The sequence below is a fragment of the Granulicatella sp. genome (assembly GCF_057274575.1).
Window position 1 is genome coordinate 191,047 of sequence record NZ_DBHISP010000001.1, and the last position, 17,551, is coordinate 208,597.

Here is a 17,551-nt window from a genome sequence, read left to right on the forward strand (position 1 = left end):
ATTCCATTAGTTCGCAACGATGTTTACTAAACGTCCTGGAACGGCAATTACTTTACGGATTGTTTTTCCTTCAATTGCAGATTTTACTGAATCATGTTCTTTAGCAAGTGCTTCAAGAGCAGCAGCATCTGCGTTCGTTGGAACCATTACGCGTGCTTTAATTTTTCCATTTACTTGGAAAATCACTTCAACTTCGTCTTCTACTAATTTAGATTCATCGTAAGTTGGCCATGGTTCGTAGCTAATTGATTCTGTGAATCCGAATTTACTCCAGATTTCTTCAGCCATATGTGGTGCTAATGGCGCAATCAATTGTACAAGACCTTTCATGTAGTCGAATGGTAATGCATCTGCTTTATACGCTTCGTTTACGAAAATCATCATTTGAGAGATTGCAGTATTAAAATGCAATTCTTCGAAGTCTTCTGTCACTTTTTTCACCGTTTGATGGTACACTTTATCTAATTTGCCATCATTAAGTTTTGTGATACGGTCACGCATCTTGCCATTATCATCAATCATCAATCTCCAGAAGCGGTCTAGGAACTTACGGCTACCTTCAAGTCCTTTTTCACTCCAAGCAATCGATGCATCAAGTGGTCCCATAAACATTTCATAAACACGTAATGTATCAGCACCATATTCACGAACAACATCATCAGGATTTACAACGTTCCCTTTAGATTTAGACATTTTCTCGTTACCTTCTCCAAGAATCATCCCTTGGTTAAATAATTTTTGGAATGGTTCTTTGTTTGGAACAACGCCTAAATCGTATAACACTTTATACCAGAAACGAGCATATAGTAAGTGAAGAACCGCATGTTCTGCACCACCAATATATAAATCAACTGGTAACCATTGTTTTACTTTCTCAGGATCAACAATTTTTTCTTTGTTATGTGGATCAATGTAACGTACAAAGTACCATGAGCTTCCTGCCCATTGTGGCATTGTATTTGTTTCACGACGACCTTTCTTACCTGTTGCAGGGTCCGTTACATAGAGCCAGTCTTCAATCGCTGCAAGTGGTGATTCACCTGTACCACTAGGACGAATTTTATCTGTTTTTGGTAACACTAATGGCAGTTCTGATTCTGGAACAGTTGTCATAGTACCATCTTCCCAATGGATGACTGGAATTGGTTCACCCCAGTAACGTTGACGAGAGAACAACCAGTCACGTAGACGATAGCTTACTTTTGCAGCCCCTACGCCATGTTCTTCAAGCCATGCATTCATTTTAGCAATTGCATCAGTTTTGTTTAATCCATCTAAGAATTCTGAATGAATATGTACACCATCACCAGTGTACGCTTCTTCTTCAACGTTTCCGCCTTCAATCACTGGAATAATGTCTAATCCAAATACTTTGGCAAATTCGTAGTCACGTTCATCATGTGCTGGAACGGCCATAATGGCACCTGTACCATAAGTACTTAATACATAGTCTGCAATCCAGATTGGGATTTCTTTTCCGTTCACTGGGTTAATCGCGTACGCTCCAGTAAATACCCCTGTTTTTTCTTTAGAAAGTTCCGTACGTTCTAAGTCAGATTTTGTAGAAACGGCTGCAATATAAGCATCTACTGCTTCTTTTTGTTCAGGAGTCACAATTTTTTGAACTAATTCATGTTCTGGAGCTAATACATTGTAAGTCGCTCCAAATAATGTATCCGGACGTGTTGTGAAGACTTCAAAACTCTCATCTATTGCTTTTACATTGAAACGAACTTGAGCTCCTTCTGAACGACCAATCCAGTTACGTTGCATATCTTTGATGCTTTCTGGCCAATCTAGATCATCCAAATCTTCTAATAGACGATCAGCATATGCTGTAATTTTCAACATCCATTGTTTCATTGGTTTACGGTAAACTGGATGTCCTCCACGTTCACTCTTACCATCGATAACTTCTTCGTTAGCTAGTACTGTTCCAAGAGCTGGGCACCAGTTCACTGGAATTTCAGCTTCATATGCAAGTCCCATTTCCACTAATTTAGTGAAAATCCATTGTGTCCATTTATAGTACTCTGGATCCGTTGTGTTAATTTCACGGTCCCAATCATAACTAAATCCTAATTCATTAATTTGACGTTTGAAGTTTGCTACGTTTACTTTCGTGAATTCTGCCGGATCATTTCCTGTATCTAGAGCATATTGCTCTGCAGGAAGTCCAAACGCATCCCATCCCATTGGATGTAGTACATTATATCCTTGTGCACGTTTCATACGAGAAACAGCATCAGTTGCTGTATAACCTTCTGGGTGACCTACATGAAGTCCTTGTCCTGATGGATACGGGAACATATCTAATGCGTAAAAGTTTTTCTTAGAAGAATCTTCTGTTGTTTTGAATGTATGATGTTCTTTCCAATATTTTTGCCATTTTGGCTCGATTTCTAGATGATTAAATGTCATCTGATTCACTCCTTTCAAAATAAAAACGTCCCACCTGTCATTGACAGATAGGACGCAATACGTGTTACCACCTAAAAATTTTACTCTTCTTACCTGTAACGCTGGCGAAGCGGAAACTCTTACTAATCCTTCAGAGTTCGGCTAAAGAGGCGAGTTCAGTTTATCGAATTGATGCATTTTCACCAACCATGCACTCTCTACAACTATCAGAAAAACTTACTATTCCTCTATCTGCTTTTGTGAGTATTATTTTAGCAGATTATTTTGAAACTTTCAACACTTGACCAACTTGGATAACATTTGAAGTTAAGCCATTTAAAGCTTTTAATTCAGATAATGTTAATCCATTATTCTTAGCGATACGGAATAAAGTATCTCCTGCTTTTACAGTGTGAGTTGATGTACCTGTTGAATAGCTTACTGTTTTAGCTGAAGTTGCAGTTGCCGTTGTTGTTTTTGCTGATCTAGACATCACTAATTGTTGACCAGGAATGATTGTGCTAGTTTCTGACAAACCATTGATTGATAACAATGTAGTTAATGAAATACCGTGGTTATAAGCAATACGGTATAAAGTATCTCCTGCTTTAACAGTGTATGTTCCTGAAGTTGATGCACTTGATGCTGTAGATTTATAACTTACTTGAGAAGCAACTGTTGCGTTTGAAGCTCCAGATAGTTTTAACGTTTGTCCAGGACGAATCACTGATGATTGTGACAATCCATTTAAGCTTAATAATGTGTTTAAGCTCATGCCTGAACGGCGAGCGATACCGTATAAGGTATCACCTGCTTTTACAGTATAAGTCCCAGAAGTTGATTCGACTGAAGAATTTCTATTTGTTTTAGTACTTACTGGAGTTGAGAAGTTTCCTTCTGATTGACTCACTGTTAAACTTTGACCAGGATAAATAACAGATGATTGAGATAAACCATTTAACGTTAATAATGAATTTATACTCATTCCTGAACGACGAGCGATACTGTATAAAGTGTCTCCCGCTTGGACAACATAATTTCCACCGCTTGTACGAGCTGTTGAAGCAGATGTTCTAACTACTGTAGCAGAAGCTTCACCACCAACTACATGTAAAGTTTGTCCTGGATGAATGATACTTGATGCAGAAATTCCATTTGATGAAATTAATTCGCTTAAGCTCATGCCCACTTTACGACTAATTCCGTAAAGTGTATCTCCCACTTTTACTGTATAAGTGCCATTTACTTTTGCAACAGATGAAGTGTTTACAGGGGTTGATACTACTGTAGTAGTAATTTTATTTGTAGAATTCCCTAATGATAAAGATTGACCTGGATGAATCACTGAATTTAATGATAATCCATTTAAAGACAATAATTGATTTACACTAACACCCAATTTACGACTGATAGCATATAAAGTATCCCCTGCTTGAACCGTATATTGTCCTCCAATTGAAGATTTTTCTTCAGTTGAGGCTGCGATAGCAGTTGCATTTCCATTATCATATTTTGTCAATCCAAATTGTTCAATAATACGATTTAATTTAGCGTAATACGCAGTGTCCGTTGCATAACGTCCAGTTAAATACCGTGTGGCATCTTGATAGCTGTTTGTACGGCTCTTCCATGCACCTGAATAGAACATTGGTGCTCCTTTAATACCATTGACGATTTTATCTACATAATCATCCATTGATTCTTTATAAGAAGGATATTTTCTGAAGTTATCATAAATACCGTAGTAGTTTTGCGCTCCGGCATCTTCTAATGTATACATATTTACAGATTGACCATTGTAGTTCCCTTTTACACCAAATAGATTATGGTTTGGTTCAGAAGCTAGCACACTTGTACCCCAGGCAGATTCTAACGCCGCCTGTGCGATCATTACTGAAGTATAGACATCTTTACCTTCAGTAGCTTGTTGAGCTGCAGGAATAATCTTATTTAAAAAACGTTGCGCTGGAGTTTGTACTTGATTGGTAGGTACAGTATATGCATGAGTTTTTGGTGCTATCGCTAATCCGGCTACTGTAGTTGCTCCAACGACAGCAACTGTCTTTTGTAAATTTTTATTTGCAGCTTTGAAAGCCTTCATTTGTTTTTCTTTTTTTAAACGTAAGTATCTTTCGTGTTTTGTTTCTGTCATCCTTTTATCCTCCATATAAAAACTAATTCGTAATCCATTATAGTAGGATAAAAATGAATGTGTAGGGGAACGTTGCGCGAACACGTAAAACGTCGTATACTCTTAATATCCGTAAAAAATATGTAACAAATTGTAAAATTTTACTTAAGAGGTGTTTATTTTGAAGAACGCTCAACAATTTAGCCACGAAATGATACTTTCAGAAAATTTAGAAAATGGACTATTTATCGACGCAACCGCAGGAAATGGACATGACACACTTTTTTTGGCACAACATATAGATTCGACTTCAAAAATTTTATCTTTTGATATTCAAGAAATAGCTATTTTACAAACAAGACAATTATTACAAAAATATGACTTAGCCCCAAAAGTGACTTGTATTCTAGACTCCCACGCGAATATTTCAAACTATTTAGAACAAGACGAGCTTGTTAGACTAGCTATTTTTAATCTGGGCTATTTACCTGGAAGTGATAAAAAGATCATCACGACTCCTTCTTCTACAATAAAAGCTATCAAGATTTTACTAGAACGATTGGAGAATAATGGAAAGATAATTATTGTATCCTATTATGGTCATAATGGTGGCTTAGAAGAAAAGAATTCGGTAGAGTCCCTACTATCCAATCTTTCTCAAAAAGAATGGAGTGTCTTAAAATATCAATTTATCAATCAAATCAACTGTCCACCAATTTGTTATGTCCTCGAAAAGAAAAAGTAAAAAAAGCCAACCACTACAATAGTGGTTGGCTTTTCGTTTATTCATTATGCAAAACTAGCTTTTAATTCTGCAACTTTATCTAGTTTTTCCCATGGAAGTTCTATATCTGTTCTACCAAAATGTCCATAAGCGGCTGTTTGTTGGTAGATTGGTCTACGTAAATTTAATGTTTCGATAATTCCTTTTGGAGTTAAGCGGAACTCTTTACGAATGACTTCAATGATTTTATCTTCTGGTACGTGGTTTGTTCCAAATGTATCTACAGCGATAGAAACTGGTTGTGCTACCCCAATCGCATATGCTAATTGGATTTCACATTTATCAGCAAGACCAGCAGCGACAACATTCTTTGCGATATAACGTGCTGCATAGCTTGCAGAACGGTCCACCTTTGTAGAATCTTTACCAGAGAAAGCTCCACCACCATGACGTGCATATCCACCGTAAGTATCTACGATAATTTTACGGCCTGTTAATCCAGAGTCCCCAACAGGTCCACCGATAACGAATTTACCAGTTGGATTAATGAAGTAACGTGTTTCATCGTCAAGTAATTCAGAAGGTACGACTGGTTTTACAACATACTCAAGTACGTCTTTTCTGATTTGCTCTTGAGAAATCTCTTCATCATGTTGTGTACTTACAACAATTGTATCAATACGTTTTACTTTATGTTCCGGAGTATATTCAATTGTTACTTGAACTTTTCCATCCGGACCTAAGTAATCTAATTGTTTTTCTTTACGAACTTTTGCTAATTGAAAAGCCAATTTATGACTTAAATCAATCGGTAAAGGCATATAAGAATCCGTTTCATTGGTAGCATAACCAAACATTAATCCTTGGTCTCCTGCTCCAAACTCTTCAGACTGCCCACGAGTTTCTAATGCATCATCAACTCCCATTGCAATATCTTGTGATTGCTTGTCTAAAGAAACCATCACCGCAACTGCATCCGCATCATATCCATACTTGCGGTCAGTGTATCCTATTTTACGAATCGTATCACGAGCAACTTGTTGGTAATCAACAACCGCACTTGTTGTGATTTCTCCTACTAAAACGACTAAACCAGTGTTTACTACTGTCTCACAGGCTACACGAGCAGTTGGATCTTGAGTAAGAATGGCATCTAAAATACCATCACTAATTTGGTCTGCAACTTTATCGGGATGTCCTTCTGTTACGGATTCCGATGTAAATAAAATTTTTTCCATTTCTTTTTCCCCCATTCAATTCCGGTTACAAGGCATCTACACATGGTGCATCCTTTCGGGAATATCATTTTTAACTTTTCCTATTATAGCACTTTTATAAAAAAATGATAGTAAAATCAATTATAATTGAGTCCTCAATGAAAATTTATAATCGTCTCAAAAAACAAATTTTAAATTTAATAAAAAGCCTAAGTATAAACCTAGGCTTTACATATTAAACAAAAGTTATTTTTGTTTTTTACGAATAAATACAAATGAAGATACTAAGAATAAACCAGTAAATAAAACTAGAATATTATAATTCGAAATACCAGTATTTGGTAATTCTGCTTTTTATTCTAAGGTTATAGTGTTCTCTGTTGTTTCAACTTAGATATTCTCCTATTACCTGATTATTGCTTAATCTGGTCAATTAAAATGTAACTCTAGATAATGGTTTGTTTTCATCAAGTGATTCTATGTTGACTTGTTACATCAGTTCTATCGGTAAATTACCATTCACAATTAACGTAATTAAAATTCCCTTTGCAGTAAATCAATAGTAACTCTGCCTCCCTCATCTTGACAAGAACAGTATTATTCCATATCATTAAACTATAATTAAGAATGAGGTATTTTTATGAATAACGAACCACAGTCAATGTCCGTTTCGAACATCTTACATCAACTAACCTCTCCTTGGCTGAATTTTATTTTAGCTCCTTTAGGATATTGTTTAATCGGACTTCTTCTTGCTATAAGGCAACAACAATTTCACTTTACTCATTTTTCAGTATTGTTTTTGTTCTTTGTCATTATTTATTTGCAAGAAAATTCATTTAGAAAATTTGCTAACCATCCTGAAATGAAAAGATGGATTTTTATTGCCATTACGGATATAGTGCTACTTTCACTTCTTGTCTATTTTTATCAAAATGTAGTTTTAAGAATCGTTCTTCTTTTGCTTTTAATGGTGATTCTGAATCATGGCCACTTGTTTGAACTGAAGACAAATGATATGTTTTATATTTATCATTCATTTTTAAATAGTATTTCAAAATATTATTTGGGGAATTTCATCACTTTGTTTATTTTAAGTGGAGCGGTTTCTAAAGAAATTAGCATTCAATTATTCCAATTTATTTTATTTGGATTATATGTTTCTCATGTTAAATCACGTTTGGTCGAAATTAGAGAAGGAAAAAGACACTATGGTCCAGTAGTAGCAATTTGTACTGTTTTATTTAGTCTTTCTTGGCTAATTGGAACAATAATCTACTTTGTCTGGTACCTAGGCTCCTTTAGTATTTTGGGAACCATTTTATTCTCATTATCCTTATTGATTCCAATTTTATATCAAATATACTATCGAAAAGAATTTTCTGTTAATCGACAATTTTCATACTTACATTGGTATTTAATTGTAATGTCATTTTTATATGGATTTTTCTTTATCATTTAAAAAAACTGTTGGACAATCCAACAGTTTTTTTAAACTTCTTTTTGACCATATGCACAAAGATCTAACAATGGACATCCCTCACACTTCGGACTCCTAGCCGTACAATGATATCTTCCAAAGAAAATCATCCAATGATGAGCCTTTCCCCATTTAGTCTTAGGTAACTTTTTACATAAGGTTTCTTCAACCTCAAGAACAGATGCTGACTGTTTACAAATCTGTAATCTTTTGCTTACTCTTTCCACATGAGTATCTACAGCAAAAGCTGGCAAGCCAAAAGCAACACTTAGTACAACATTTGCTGTTTTTCGCCCTACACCTGCTAGCGAAATCAATTCTTCTCTGGTTCTTGGAACTTCACCATTATATTTTTCAACAAGTTGCTGGGCACAAAGTCTAATATTTTTGGCTTTATTTCGGTATAATCCTAATGATTGAATACACTCAATTACAACCTCTTCTTCACTATTTGCTAGAGCATGAGCATTGGGATAAATTGCAAAAAGTTTCGGTGTCACTTTATTCACGCCTTTATCTGTAGCCTGTGCACTTAAGATCGTTGCAATTAAAAGTTGAAAAGGTGTTTCATGATTCAATTCACAGTGCGCATTAGGAAATAGTCTTTCCATTCTCTCTAGTGCTTCAATAGTTTTTGCTTTCGATAACATAAATCACCTTTTCGTCCAATGAATCATCGGTACTTTAGTTTTATCTAGTGGACTAGCTTGTAGTTCAACTTGATTATTTTTGATTCGACTCTTTTCAGTAGCAAGCTGTTGTAAAGTTTTAATTCCTTTTCGATGCCAACTCAAAAGAATCTTATCCATATATTTAATCGTAAAGACCTGATTTAATACACATTCCTTTAATGCTGCAATAATAATTTCTTGTGGATAATGATCCTGGTGAATCCAACTAGATACATTCTGAATTTCAAAAGAACTAAGTGGTCTACCAAATTCCTGTTCAATTAAAGCTAACAGGTTAATGTCAGACTGTTTTTGCTCTTTATTTTTAATGGAATGTTGCTTATATGCTATCTCTAATTGTTGCATTAAAGGCTTAAAACTGTAATAATCTACCTTTTTTTCAGTTTGAGTTTCTCTTTGTTGAATGACTAGTACTTGTCTATCCATTAAATGTTGAATAATTCCAAATAATTGCTTTTCATCCAGTTCAAATGTTTTACAAGTTTCTTCTACATTTAAAACGAAGTATTCTTCTGTATGCCTTTGTAGTAGCCAAGAAATTAACAAACATTCATCCGCATTTAATTGTAAATGCCGATAGTACTGAATCAAAACATTAGGTACGGTTGTGGAACCACTAAACATCCAGTGCTCTTGGAATGTTAATGCCATTCGATTTCCTCCCTCTTCTAAAAAAGAGCCAACGACTCTTGTCAGCGGCTCCTTTATTTTCATTTTATTATGGGTAAATACGGTTTAGTAAACGTGGGAATGGGATCGCTTCACGAATATGTTTCGTACCAGCTACAAAAGTTACCATACGTTCTAGACCAAGTCCAAATCCTGAATGAGGCACTGATCCGAATTTACGTAAATCTAAGTAGAATGCGTAGTCATCTGGATTTAATCCATTTGATTTAATTCTGTCTAATAATTTATCATAGTCCGTTTCACGTTCACTTCCTCCGATAACTTCCCCATATCCTTCCGGAGCAAGTAAATCCGCACATAATACACGACTTTCATTTCCAGGAACTGGTTTCATATAGAAAGCTTTAATTTCAGTTGGATAGTTGATTACGAATGTTGGAACACCAAAGTGGTTTGAAATCCAAGTTTCATGTGGTGAACCGAAGTCATCCCCATGTTCTAGATGTTCGTAATCCGTATCTTCATCATTTTCGTGCGCTTGTAACAAATCAATCGCTTCATCGTATGTGATACGTTTGAACGGTTCGCTAATATATTTCTTCAATAATTCAGTATCACGTTCAAGAGTTTCTAACGCATGAGGTGCACGGTCTAGTACTCCTTGAATTAACGCTTTAACGTACGCTTCTTGTAAGTCTAATGACTCGTCATGTGTTAAGTATAAATACTCCGCATCCATCATCCAGAACTCAGTTAAATGACGACGAGTTTTAGATTTTTCTGCACGGAATACAGGTCCGAAGTCGAATACACGACCAAATGCCATTGCTCCAGCTTCTAAATATAATTGACCAGATTGTGTTAAGAATGCTGGTTCACCAAAGTAATCCGTTTCGAATAATTCTGTAGAATCTTCTGCCGCATTCCCTGAAAGAATTGGACTATCGAATTTAATGAATCCATTTTTATCAAAGAACTCGTATGATGCGTAAATAATCGCGTTACGAATTTCCATAATGGCATGTTGTTTTGTTGAACGTAACCATAAATGACGGTGGTCCATTAAGAAGTCAGTACCATGCTCTTTTGGAGTAATTGGGTATTCATGACTCTCACCGATTAATTCGATGTCTTTTACTAATAACTCATATCCTAATTTAGAACGAGTATCTTCTTGTACAACACCTGTTACGAATACAGAACTTTCTTGAGTTAATCCTTTTGCTAATTCAAAAGTTTCTTCACTTACGTCCGCTTTCACTACAATTCCTTGGAAATAAGCTTTTCCATCACGTAATTGTAAGAATGCGATTTTTCCGCTAGAACGTTTATTGGTAACCCAGGCACCAATCTTAACGGTTTGTCCAACGTAATCTTTTGCTTGATTCATTGTTATAGTTTTCAAAATATCCCTCTTCCTTTACAAATATGATTCAATAAATTCTTTAATACGTTTTGCTGCTTCTCTTAACTCTTCTTCGCCATTTGCACAACTTAATCTAAGGAAACCATTACATCCAAAATTTTCTCCAGATACAGTAGCCACTCCAGCTTCTTCCAAAAGTTTTAAGGCAAATTCTTCTGACGAAGCCACACCAACAATATGCATGGCCGTTTTTATATTTGCAAACAAATAGAAAGCTCCTTTAGGCTTTTCACACTTGATTCCTTGAATTTCGTTCAGAAGTTGATGAAACAAGTCAATCCTTAATTGAAATTTTTCACGCATCTGCGACTTAACGACTTCCATATCTTTATCAAAAGCACGAATAGCCGCATATTGAGTAACCGCAGCAGGATTGCTAGTCGTATGGCTTGTAAGGTCATTTAAAGCTCTTATAACTTTTTGAGGACCAAAAACATATCCCAAACGCCAACCTGTCATTGCTACCGATTTCGACAAACCATTTACAACAAGTGTGTTATCAAAAATCTCCTTCGATAAGCTGGCCATACTAATTGAATCTTCCCCATACACTAATTCATAATAAATTTCATCTGCTATTACAAAAATGTTGTGTTCTAAGGCCCAATTTCCAATTGCAAGTAGCTCGTCTTTTGTATAAAGGAGCCCGGATGGATTCGATGGTGCATTTAATAATAAGAGTTTTGTCTTTTCAGTCACATATTCATTTAGTAAATCAATCGTTACTTTAAATGAATTTTTTTCTTTAGTTTCAACATATACTGGGACACCTTCTGCCAATTGAACTTGCTCAGCGTAACTAACCCAATAAGGAATTGGAATTAATACCTCATCTCCAGCGTCAACTAAAGTCATGAAAACTGAATACAAAGCAAATTTCGCTCCTGAAAAAGTAGCTACTTGATTCTTTTCTAAACGTATTCCATCTCTTCGATAATGATAATCACAAATCGCTTGGCGTAAAGAATCTATTCCTAACGCAGGAGTATAGTGATCCGTTTCATGGCTTTTTAAAGCAGTAATGGCTGCATCTGTGATTTGTTCTGGAGTATTGAAATCTGGTTCTCCAATCGAAAGACTAATAACCTTACGACCTTTCTCCTTTAATTCTCTAGCCTTTTGAGTCATTGCTAAAGTCCCCGACGGTAAGATTCTTGATACTCTCTTTGAAATTTTAACCATAAATCACCAATTTCTATATATTCTCAATATCTTTAATCCATTGTCCATTCTGAGCCGAAATATAGTAATAACCAATTCTTTGATTATTCATTCTATAATTCACTTCCCATACTGGCTCTCCGTTCAAAATACCCATTCTCGCTTCTAAAACCTCTACATCTGGTTTTGCTTGAGCTGTAATGGAACGTGCCTCTTCTTCGTTCACTACTGCAGATTGCTGAAGAATAGTCACTTCTCCACCTTCTTCAGGAATAATCGCATAAATTGCTTTTCCTTCAGTGTCTTCACCCATAATCGTGTAGTAAGATTTGTCATTATTAAACCAGTAAAACTTAGTTACCTTAGAAAACTCTACTTTTGGAGCCATCAAGGTTAATGCTTCATTACGTTTTTTTATTTTTGGATCCACACTCGTTAAAAAGATTTGTGCGCCGGCTAAAAATAATAGAAATAAAGTGAGTAATAGAATAAACATTGATTTTCTTTTCATCAATTTCTCTCCTCAACTCAAACTTTCATAGATAAAGGTATTATACGCTATTCTAAGCAAAAATACCAACATCCCCTTATAAAAAAATCCCAAACTTAGTTAATCTTTATTTTTTATACGCGCACTATTCAAACATTTTTTGAAAGTCTTTTCGATAACCACTGCACTCTCTGGAAATATATTTTTTACTTTATCCGAATACTTGCTAATAGAGGCTCGTACATCTAAAATCCATATTTCTGCATTCTTTTGTGTTGGACGACTAAATCGACCCAATCCTTGATAAAGTTGAAGAAGCATCATTTTAATCGAATATTGAGCAAAATAGGAACGATTCTGTTCTTTCATCTCCAATTGAACAATTTGCTGATGGGTTGTTACTGGATTTGGAAATGGTAATTTAGTAATTACTAAAGAGTTTATGGAAACTCCACCACTATCAAAGCCTTCCCAGAAACTGTATACTCCTAATAAAATGGAATCACTCTTTTCTTGGAATCTTCTTTGAATTTTCCGTCCTAATTGAGATCCTTTTTGTGCTAGTAATTCAATATGATTCCTTTTACAATAATTAACCATCAATTCTTCTACTGCCATCAATGCCTCTATAGAATGCATTAAAACTAACATTCTTCCCCCATTACGTTCGTAAATTTGTTGAATACAATATGCGATTTGTTCATGATATTGGTTACTTGAAGCTGCAGTAACAGAAACTAAGTCATTTGGAATAAAAATATGGTGGGCGTGCGAATTCACTTTGGAGTCCATAATTGTAAGGTTCTCTTGTGCCTTTAAATCGTAAAATAAAGGAGTAAAAGTTGGAATTGTTGCAGAAATCCCTATTAACTTTTTAATTGTTTTCTTAAAATGATTAAAAACATGAGTAACTGAGTCAACTCTCAGTACTTCTATCATTTCCTGCCCATATTGGTCTTTTCTTTCAATGACAAAATACGAATGATTGGACTCTTGGAATTTGAGCAAGGAATCCTTCATTTCTTGTAATAATTGAATGCTATTCTCAAATAAACTTGTCTTTTCTGAATTTTCTTGAAGATAATTCATTAACTGAATAATGGACTTTGTGAACGCTCGAATCATTTCATGATGAATCGTTTCAATCCATTCTTCATTTGTAAAAACAATAGATTCCTTCAAATAATTTCCTCTATTCAATTCTTCAAACCAAGTTTCGTATAAGTCACAAATTTCTAAAAGTTTGCGGTTTATTGTTCTGGACAAATGCTCCTCATCTTTCGAAAAATTTGTCATCGAATTTAGATAGTAATCACTCCATAATTGTTGTAATAAGAACAAATTCGAGAATTTAATCGATACGGTTCCGTATTGTTCCAGTGAATGTTCAAACTGTTGCACTTCGTCTAAAAGAACAATTGGTTTCGTCTGATATGACATTGTAGACGCATAATGAATTAAAAACGCATGATTTGTTACGACAATATTACTTTTTTGAACAGATTGAACAGCTTTAGTCCAATATAAACTTTCCTTTTTGGAATTCTCTTTCACACAAATATCTTTCCAAAGAGATGATTGGTATAGCACTTGATTACATTCTGATAAATCTCCTGTTTCTGTTTCAGTGATCCAAACAACTAAGCCCATAACTGACAAACTGACTCTTGGACTCTTGTCATTTTTTAACTGACTAATTTTGTAAGAGAAAGCTTCTAAATCAATATAATTTCTTTGTCCCTTTATTGAAACAATAGGATTTTTTATCTTTAAGGCACTTACTATTGGAAGTACACTATCTTCATACAATTGTTGCTGGAGTAATAAATTTGACGTAACAATCCAAATAGGATTTTGATTTGTGGCCTTTTCAAGAGCTGCAAGAAGATAAGCATATGTTTTTCCAGAGCCTGGCGGTGCTTCTATAAAATGAATGGGCTCCTCTTCTTCTAATGTTTCAAGAATTTTTTTAATAATTTTTCTTTGAGAATCATTATCTTTTAAAAATTGATTTTCAACTAATTTACTATAGGCATTCAACGCAGAAACTTTACTAGTTGTTGGAAAACTTTTTTCTTCAAAAACCTTTTTCGACACTACAAAACCATTTTCAATTAAATAATTATTACTATCTTTCCCTTTAGCAATACTGAAGGCATCCTTAAAAATAGCTCCCGTATCCCCAATAAGTTCATTCGAAAATTCAACTAATTGTTCAAGCGTTACCTTAGAAAAACTACGAATTTTCTCTTGAAGTATTAAAAATAATTGGGCAGTTGCCCGAGCGTCACTTCCAGCTGTATGAACTTGAGTATGAGGAATTTTTAACATATTTGTTAAATCACTTAAACGATAACTGATAGCTGAAGGATAACAAATTTGAGCCAATTGAACAGTATCTATAAAAGGAACTTCTAGTTCAATCCCTAGAGCCTCTTTTAAAGCAGTGATGATAAAAGGCCCGTCAAATCCAACATTATGAGCTACAAGAGTTCGACCTTCTAACAGATTGTAAATATTCATTGCCACTTCATCAAAATAAGGTGCTTTTTCAACATCAGCATTTGTTACACCCGTTAATAACTGTATTTCAAAGGGAATACTCTGCTCCGGATTTATGTTTAAAGTAATATGTTCAACGATTTTATGATCAGTGATCAAGGTACACCCAAATTGGAAAATACGGTCCCCTTGTTCGTACTTAGGTCCCGTTGTTTCTAAATCGATGACGGCATATTTCCTATGCATTCGCAATCCCCCTTTCTTCGTATTCTCATCTATATTAGTGTACTAACTTCTTTAAAGGGTTGCAACCAACAAAATACACATTCGCCGACTATCGTTTATTTTTTATCAAAAAAAGAAGCTAGAAAGCACCTCTAGCTTCTTTTCAATTATTTATTTTAAACAGTTTTACCTTTATCTACCACTACTTGTACTTCTTCAGTTCCTGTAAGAACAGTATGCTGTTTGACAACTACACCTTTATCTGCAATCACATAATCTAGGTGAGCACCTGTCTTAATAATTGCATCCGATAAAATAATACTATTTCGTACAACCGCTCCTTCTTCTACGACGACATCACGGAAGATTATACTATTTTCAACAGTTCCGTTAATTTTCGATCCATCACCAAGTATAGATTCTTTTACAGCAGCGTTTTTTCCATAAATAGTAGGTACCGTATCTTGTACACGAGTAATAATATCTGTACCTGAGAGGAATACATCTTTAAGATTATTAAAATCTAACATATCCATATTTAAATCATAATAATCTTTGATATTATTAACAACCTTCAAATAACCTTTAATTTGATAAGCAAACACTCGTAAAGTTTCTAAATTTTTGGCAATATAATCTCTAAGAATATCTTCCCATCCTAGAGTTAATCCCTTCTTAACAATGCCATTGAAAAGTTCCTTGGTCAAAATGTAAATTTTTACTTGAGTTGCACAAATATTTTCTGACCCATCAAAATGATAAAGAGATTCATATACTTTATGATTTTCATCAAAAATGATTTGTGATTCACCAACATTAGGCTTTCTGTAAGTATAAGCTACAGTAATATCCGAACCAGTATCTAAGTGGTATTGGAACATTTCTTTAAAATCAATATTTCCAATAATATTGGTATCCGCTAAAATAACAAATTCTTCATCTAAACTTTGTGTATAAACCATCGTGTTAGCTAAAGCCTCAATTTTATTCTGAGGAATTCGCGTCGATAAGTAATTAGACATAGGAGTAATAAATTTAAGCCCACGATTTTTTCGGTTCAAATCCCAATCCTTACCATGAGACATATGATCTAATAAAGATTTATAGTTATGGTTGGTAAGGACTGCAATATTATCAATGTTGGCATGCACAAGAGATGAAATCATAAAGTCAACCATACGATAGCGAGAGATTACTGGCAATGCAGCCGCTGTACGATTTCGAACTAATCCTTGTAAATCATCATTTCTATAATTATCTGCAAATAGTACACAAAACGCTTTAATCATATTAGTTACCTCCAACTTTTGTATCTTCTGTAACAATCTCATCTTTACCAATTACGGTAATCATATCTTGACCAAGTTCCACTTCAGAATGCCCTACTGTTACTCCAGATTTTACAACAGTTCCTTCGGCAATAATTGAATTGGTAACTGTTGCTCCTTCTTCTATTACAGCATTTTGCATAATAATACTTCCTTGAACCTTGGCATTCTTTCCAATGGATACTCCAGAAGAAACAATAGATTCATGAACGGTTCCTAACACAATCGTCCCATCTGAAATCATTGAATCTGTTACTTGAGCACTATCTCCAATAAATTGAGGTAGTTTTCCTTCATGTCGATAGTAAACTTTCCATGTTTTATCAGAGATATTAAATTCATCTCTACGTTTAATTAAGTCCATATTGGCTTCCCAAAGACTTTCAATCGTACCAACGTCCTTCCAATAACCAGCAAAAGGAAATGCAAAAATTCGACGATTTTCTTCTAAGAGCATTGGGATAATATTCTTCCCAAAATCTTTTTCACTCTCAGGATTTTCCTCATCTCGAATTAAATACTCTTTAAGAACTTTCCAGTTAAAAATATAAATTCCCATTGAGGCTTTAGTCGAAATTGGATTTTCTGGTTTTTCAAGAAACTCAATGATTTGTAAGTCATCATTCGTATTCAAAATCCCAAAACGGCTTGCTTCTTCTAATGGCACATTAATATGAGCTACCGTTAAGTCAGCTTCTTTTTCCTTATGGAAATCAAGCATCTTATTGTAATTCATTTTGTAAATATGATCCCCTGATAAAATTAAAACATACTCTGGATCATATTGTTCAATATATTTAATATTCTGATAAATGGCATTTGCTGTTCCTTTATACCATTCACCCGTTTTTCCAGCAGTATACGGAGGAAGAATCGTTAAACCTCCATCAACTCTGTCTAAATCCCATGGGTTACCATTCCCCATATAGGAATTAAGTTCTAGAGGCATAAACTGTGTAAGAACACCAACAGTGGAAATTCCTGAATTAGAACAGTTAGAAAGTGGAAAGTCAATAATTCGATATTTTCCACCAAATGGGACAGCTGGTTTGGCCATATCTTTTGTAAGAACTTGGAGACGTGTTCCTTGTCCACCAGCTAGTAGCATTGCAACAATTTCTTTTTTTCTTGCCATATGTTTATCC

General features: G+C 34.7%; 13 protein-coding genes, 1 pseudogene, 1 riboswitch and 1 other annotated feature. Of the genes and pseudogenes, 2 read left to right on the top strand and 12 right to left on the bottom strand.

Features of this window, described 5'->3' with window-relative positions:
- Nucleotides 1-6 precede the first annotated feature (6 nt).
- Together leuS and ACO5V7_RS00890 are read right to left on the bottom strand one after the other, a co-directional pair.
- A complete protein-coding gene (leuS, locus tag ACO5V7_RS00885) occupies nt 7-2,421 on the bottom strand; it encodes a leucine--tRNA ligase (protein ID WP_485484694.1) in 2,415 nt (804 codons plus the stop codon).
- A gap of 45 nt (nt 2,422-2,466) precedes the next feature.
- Nucleotides 2,467-2,662: a binding site (T-box leader), on the bottom strand.
- 18 nt (nt 2,663-2,680) lie between these two features.
- Nucleotides 2,681-4,552, bottom strand: coding sequence for a LysM peptidoglycan-binding domain-containing protein (locus ACO5V7_RS00890; protein ID WP_485484695.1), 1,872 nt, complete (start codon nt 4,550-4,552; stop codon nt 2,681-2,683).
- 151 nt (nt 4,553-4,703) lie between these two features.
- Here ACO5V7_RS00890 and mnmM point away from each other — a divergent pair, with 151 nt between their 5' ends.
- Complete coding sequence (gene mnmM / locus ACO5V7_RS00895; RefSeq protein ID WP_485484696.1) at nt 4,704-5,276, top strand: tRNA 5-(aminomethyl)-2-thiouridylate-methyltransferase MnmM; 573 nt, start codon at nt 4,704-4,706, stop codon at nt 5,274-5,276.
- 44 nt (nt 5,277-5,320) lie between these two features.
- Here mnmM and metK read toward each other — a convergent pair whose 3' ends face one another.
- Both metK and ACO5V7_RS00905 read right to left on the bottom strand, forming a co-directional pair.
- Nucleotides 5,321-6,493 carry a methionine adenosyltransferase gene (gene metK, locus ACO5V7_RS00900; RefSeq protein WP_485484697.1) on the bottom strand — a complete coding sequence of 391 codons (1,173 nt, stop codon included), beginning with the start codon at nt 6,491-6,493 and terminating at the stop codon, nt 5,321-5,323.
- Nucleotides 6,491-6,572: riboswitch (SMK box riboswitch) on the bottom strand. (Overlaps the previous gene by 3 nt.)
- A 146-nt stretch (nt 6,573-6,718) precedes the next feature.
- Nucleotides 6,719-6,814: pseudogene (locus ACO5V7_RS00905) on the bottom strand (LPXTG cell wall anchor domain-containing protein); the annotation flags it as partial.
- Nucleotides 6,815-7,112: 298 nt separating this feature from the next.
- On the opposite strand from ACO5V7_RS00905, the gene ACO5V7_RS00910 reads away from it, so the two are divergent.
- Nucleotides 7,113-7,934: a hypothetical protein gene (locus ACO5V7_RS00910; protein ID WP_485484698.1), complete on the top strand. Its 822-nt coding sequence runs from the start codon at nt 7,113-7,115 to the stop codon at nt 7,932-7,934.
- Nucleotides 7,935-7,963: 29 nt separating this feature from the next.
- Here the strand turns inward: ACO5V7_RS00910 and nth are convergent, their stop codons facing one another.
- The 8 genes from nth to ACO5V7_RS00950 all read right to left on the bottom strand — a co-directional run bounded on the left by nth (nt 7,964) and on the right by ACO5V7_RS00950 (nt 17,541).
- A complete protein-coding gene (gene nth / locus ACO5V7_RS00915) occupies nt 7,964-8,602 on the bottom strand; it encodes an endonuclease III (RefSeq protein ID WP_485484699.1) in 639 nt (212 codons plus the stop codon).
- Nucleotides 8,603-8,605: 3 nt separating this feature from the next.
- The gene (locus ACO5V7_RS00920; RefSeq protein WP_485484700.1) at nt 8,606-9,295 is read right to left on the bottom strand and encodes a DnaD domain-containing protein; all 690 of its coding nucleotides are present in this window, start codon (nt 9,293-9,295) and stop codon (nt 8,606-8,608) included.
- Between the two features lie 67 nt (nt 9,296-9,362).
- Complete coding sequence (asnS, locus tag ACO5V7_RS00925; protein WP_399535001.1) at nt 9,363-10,664, bottom strand: asparagine--tRNA ligase; 1,302 nt, start codon at nt 10,662-10,664, stop codon at nt 9,363-9,365.
- Between the two features lie 30 nt (nt 10,665-10,694).
- Nucleotides 10,695-11,882, bottom strand: a complete 1,188-nt coding sequence (locus ACO5V7_RS00930; protein WP_314376077.1) for an aminotransferase class I/II-fold pyridoxal phosphate-dependent enzyme — start codon at nt 11,880-11,882, stop codon at nt 10,695-10,697.
- Between the two features lie 13 nt (nt 11,883-11,895).
- Nucleotides 11,896-12,372 (bottom strand): cell wall elongation regulator TseB-like domain-containing protein, encoded by a 477-nt coding sequence (locus ACO5V7_RS00935; RefSeq protein WP_005605680.1) that lies wholly within the window; start codon nt 12,370-12,372, stop codon nt 11,896-11,898.
- A 99-nt stretch (nt 12,373-12,471) separates the two neighbouring features.
- On the bottom strand, nt 12,472-15,099 hold the full coding sequence (locus ACO5V7_RS00940; RefSeq protein ID WP_005605682.1) for an exonuclease domain-containing protein: 2,628 nt from the start codon (nt 15,097-15,099) through the stop codon (nt 12,472-12,474).
- Between the two features lie 155 nt (nt 15,100-15,254).
- Nucleotides 15,255-16,382: a glucose-1-phosphate adenylyltransferase subunit GlgD gene (gene glgD, locus ACO5V7_RS00945; protein WP_485484701.1), complete on the bottom strand. Its 1,128-nt coding sequence runs from the start codon at nt 16,380-16,382 to the stop codon at nt 15,255-15,257.
- Nucleotides 16,369-17,541: a glucose-1-phosphate adenylyltransferase gene (locus ACO5V7_RS00950; RefSeq protein WP_070437090.1), complete on the bottom strand. Its 1,173-nt coding sequence runs from the start codon at nt 17,539-17,541 to the stop codon at nt 16,369-16,371. The genes glgD and ACO5V7_RS00950 overlap by 14 nt, the downstream gene beginning before the upstream one ends.
- Nucleotides 17,542-17,551: the final 10 nt, after the last annotated feature.

Coding starts and splice junctions, on each gene's coding strand:
- ACO5V7_RS00940 (WP_005605682.1), bottom strand. CDS start 15,099: ATGCATAGGAAATATGCCGTCATCGATTTAGAAACAACGGGACCTAAG.
- nth (WP_485484699.1), bottom strand. CDS start 8,602: ATGTTATCGAAAGCAAAAACTATTGAAGCACTAGAGAGAATGGAAAGA.
- leuS (WP_485484694.1), bottom strand. CDS start 2,421: ATGACATTTAATCATCTAGAAATCGAGCCAAAATGGCAAAAATATTGG.
- ACO5V7_RS00910 (WP_485484698.1), top strand. CDS start 7,113: ATGAATAACGAACCACAGTCAATGTCCGTTTCGAACATCTTACATCAA.
- asnS (WP_399535001.1), bottom strand. CDS start 10,664: ATGAATCAAGCAAAAGATTACGTTGGACAAACCGTTAAGATTGGTGCC.
- metK (WP_485484697.1), bottom strand. CDS start 6,493: ATGGAAAAAATTTTATTTACATCGGAATCCGTAACAGAAGGACATCCC.
- ACO5V7_RS00920 (WP_485484700.1), bottom strand. CDS start 9,295: ATGGCATTAACATTCCAAGAGCACTGGATGTTTAGTGGTTCCACAACC.
- ACO5V7_RS00935 (WP_005605680.1), bottom strand. CDS start 12,372: ATGAAAAGAAAATCAATGTTTATTCTATTACTCACTTTATTTCTATTA.
- ACO5V7_RS00950 (WP_070437090.1), bottom strand. CDS start 17,541: ATGGCAAGAAAAAAAGAAATTGTTGCAATGCTACTAGCTGGTGGACAA.
- ACO5V7_RS00930 (WP_314376077.1), bottom strand. CDS start 11,882: ATGGTTAAAATTTCAAAGAGAGTATCAAGAATCTTACCGTCGGGGACT.
- ACO5V7_RS00890 (WP_485484695.1), bottom strand. CDS start 4,552: ATGACAGAAACAAAACACGAAAGATACTTACGTTTAAAAAAAGAAAAA.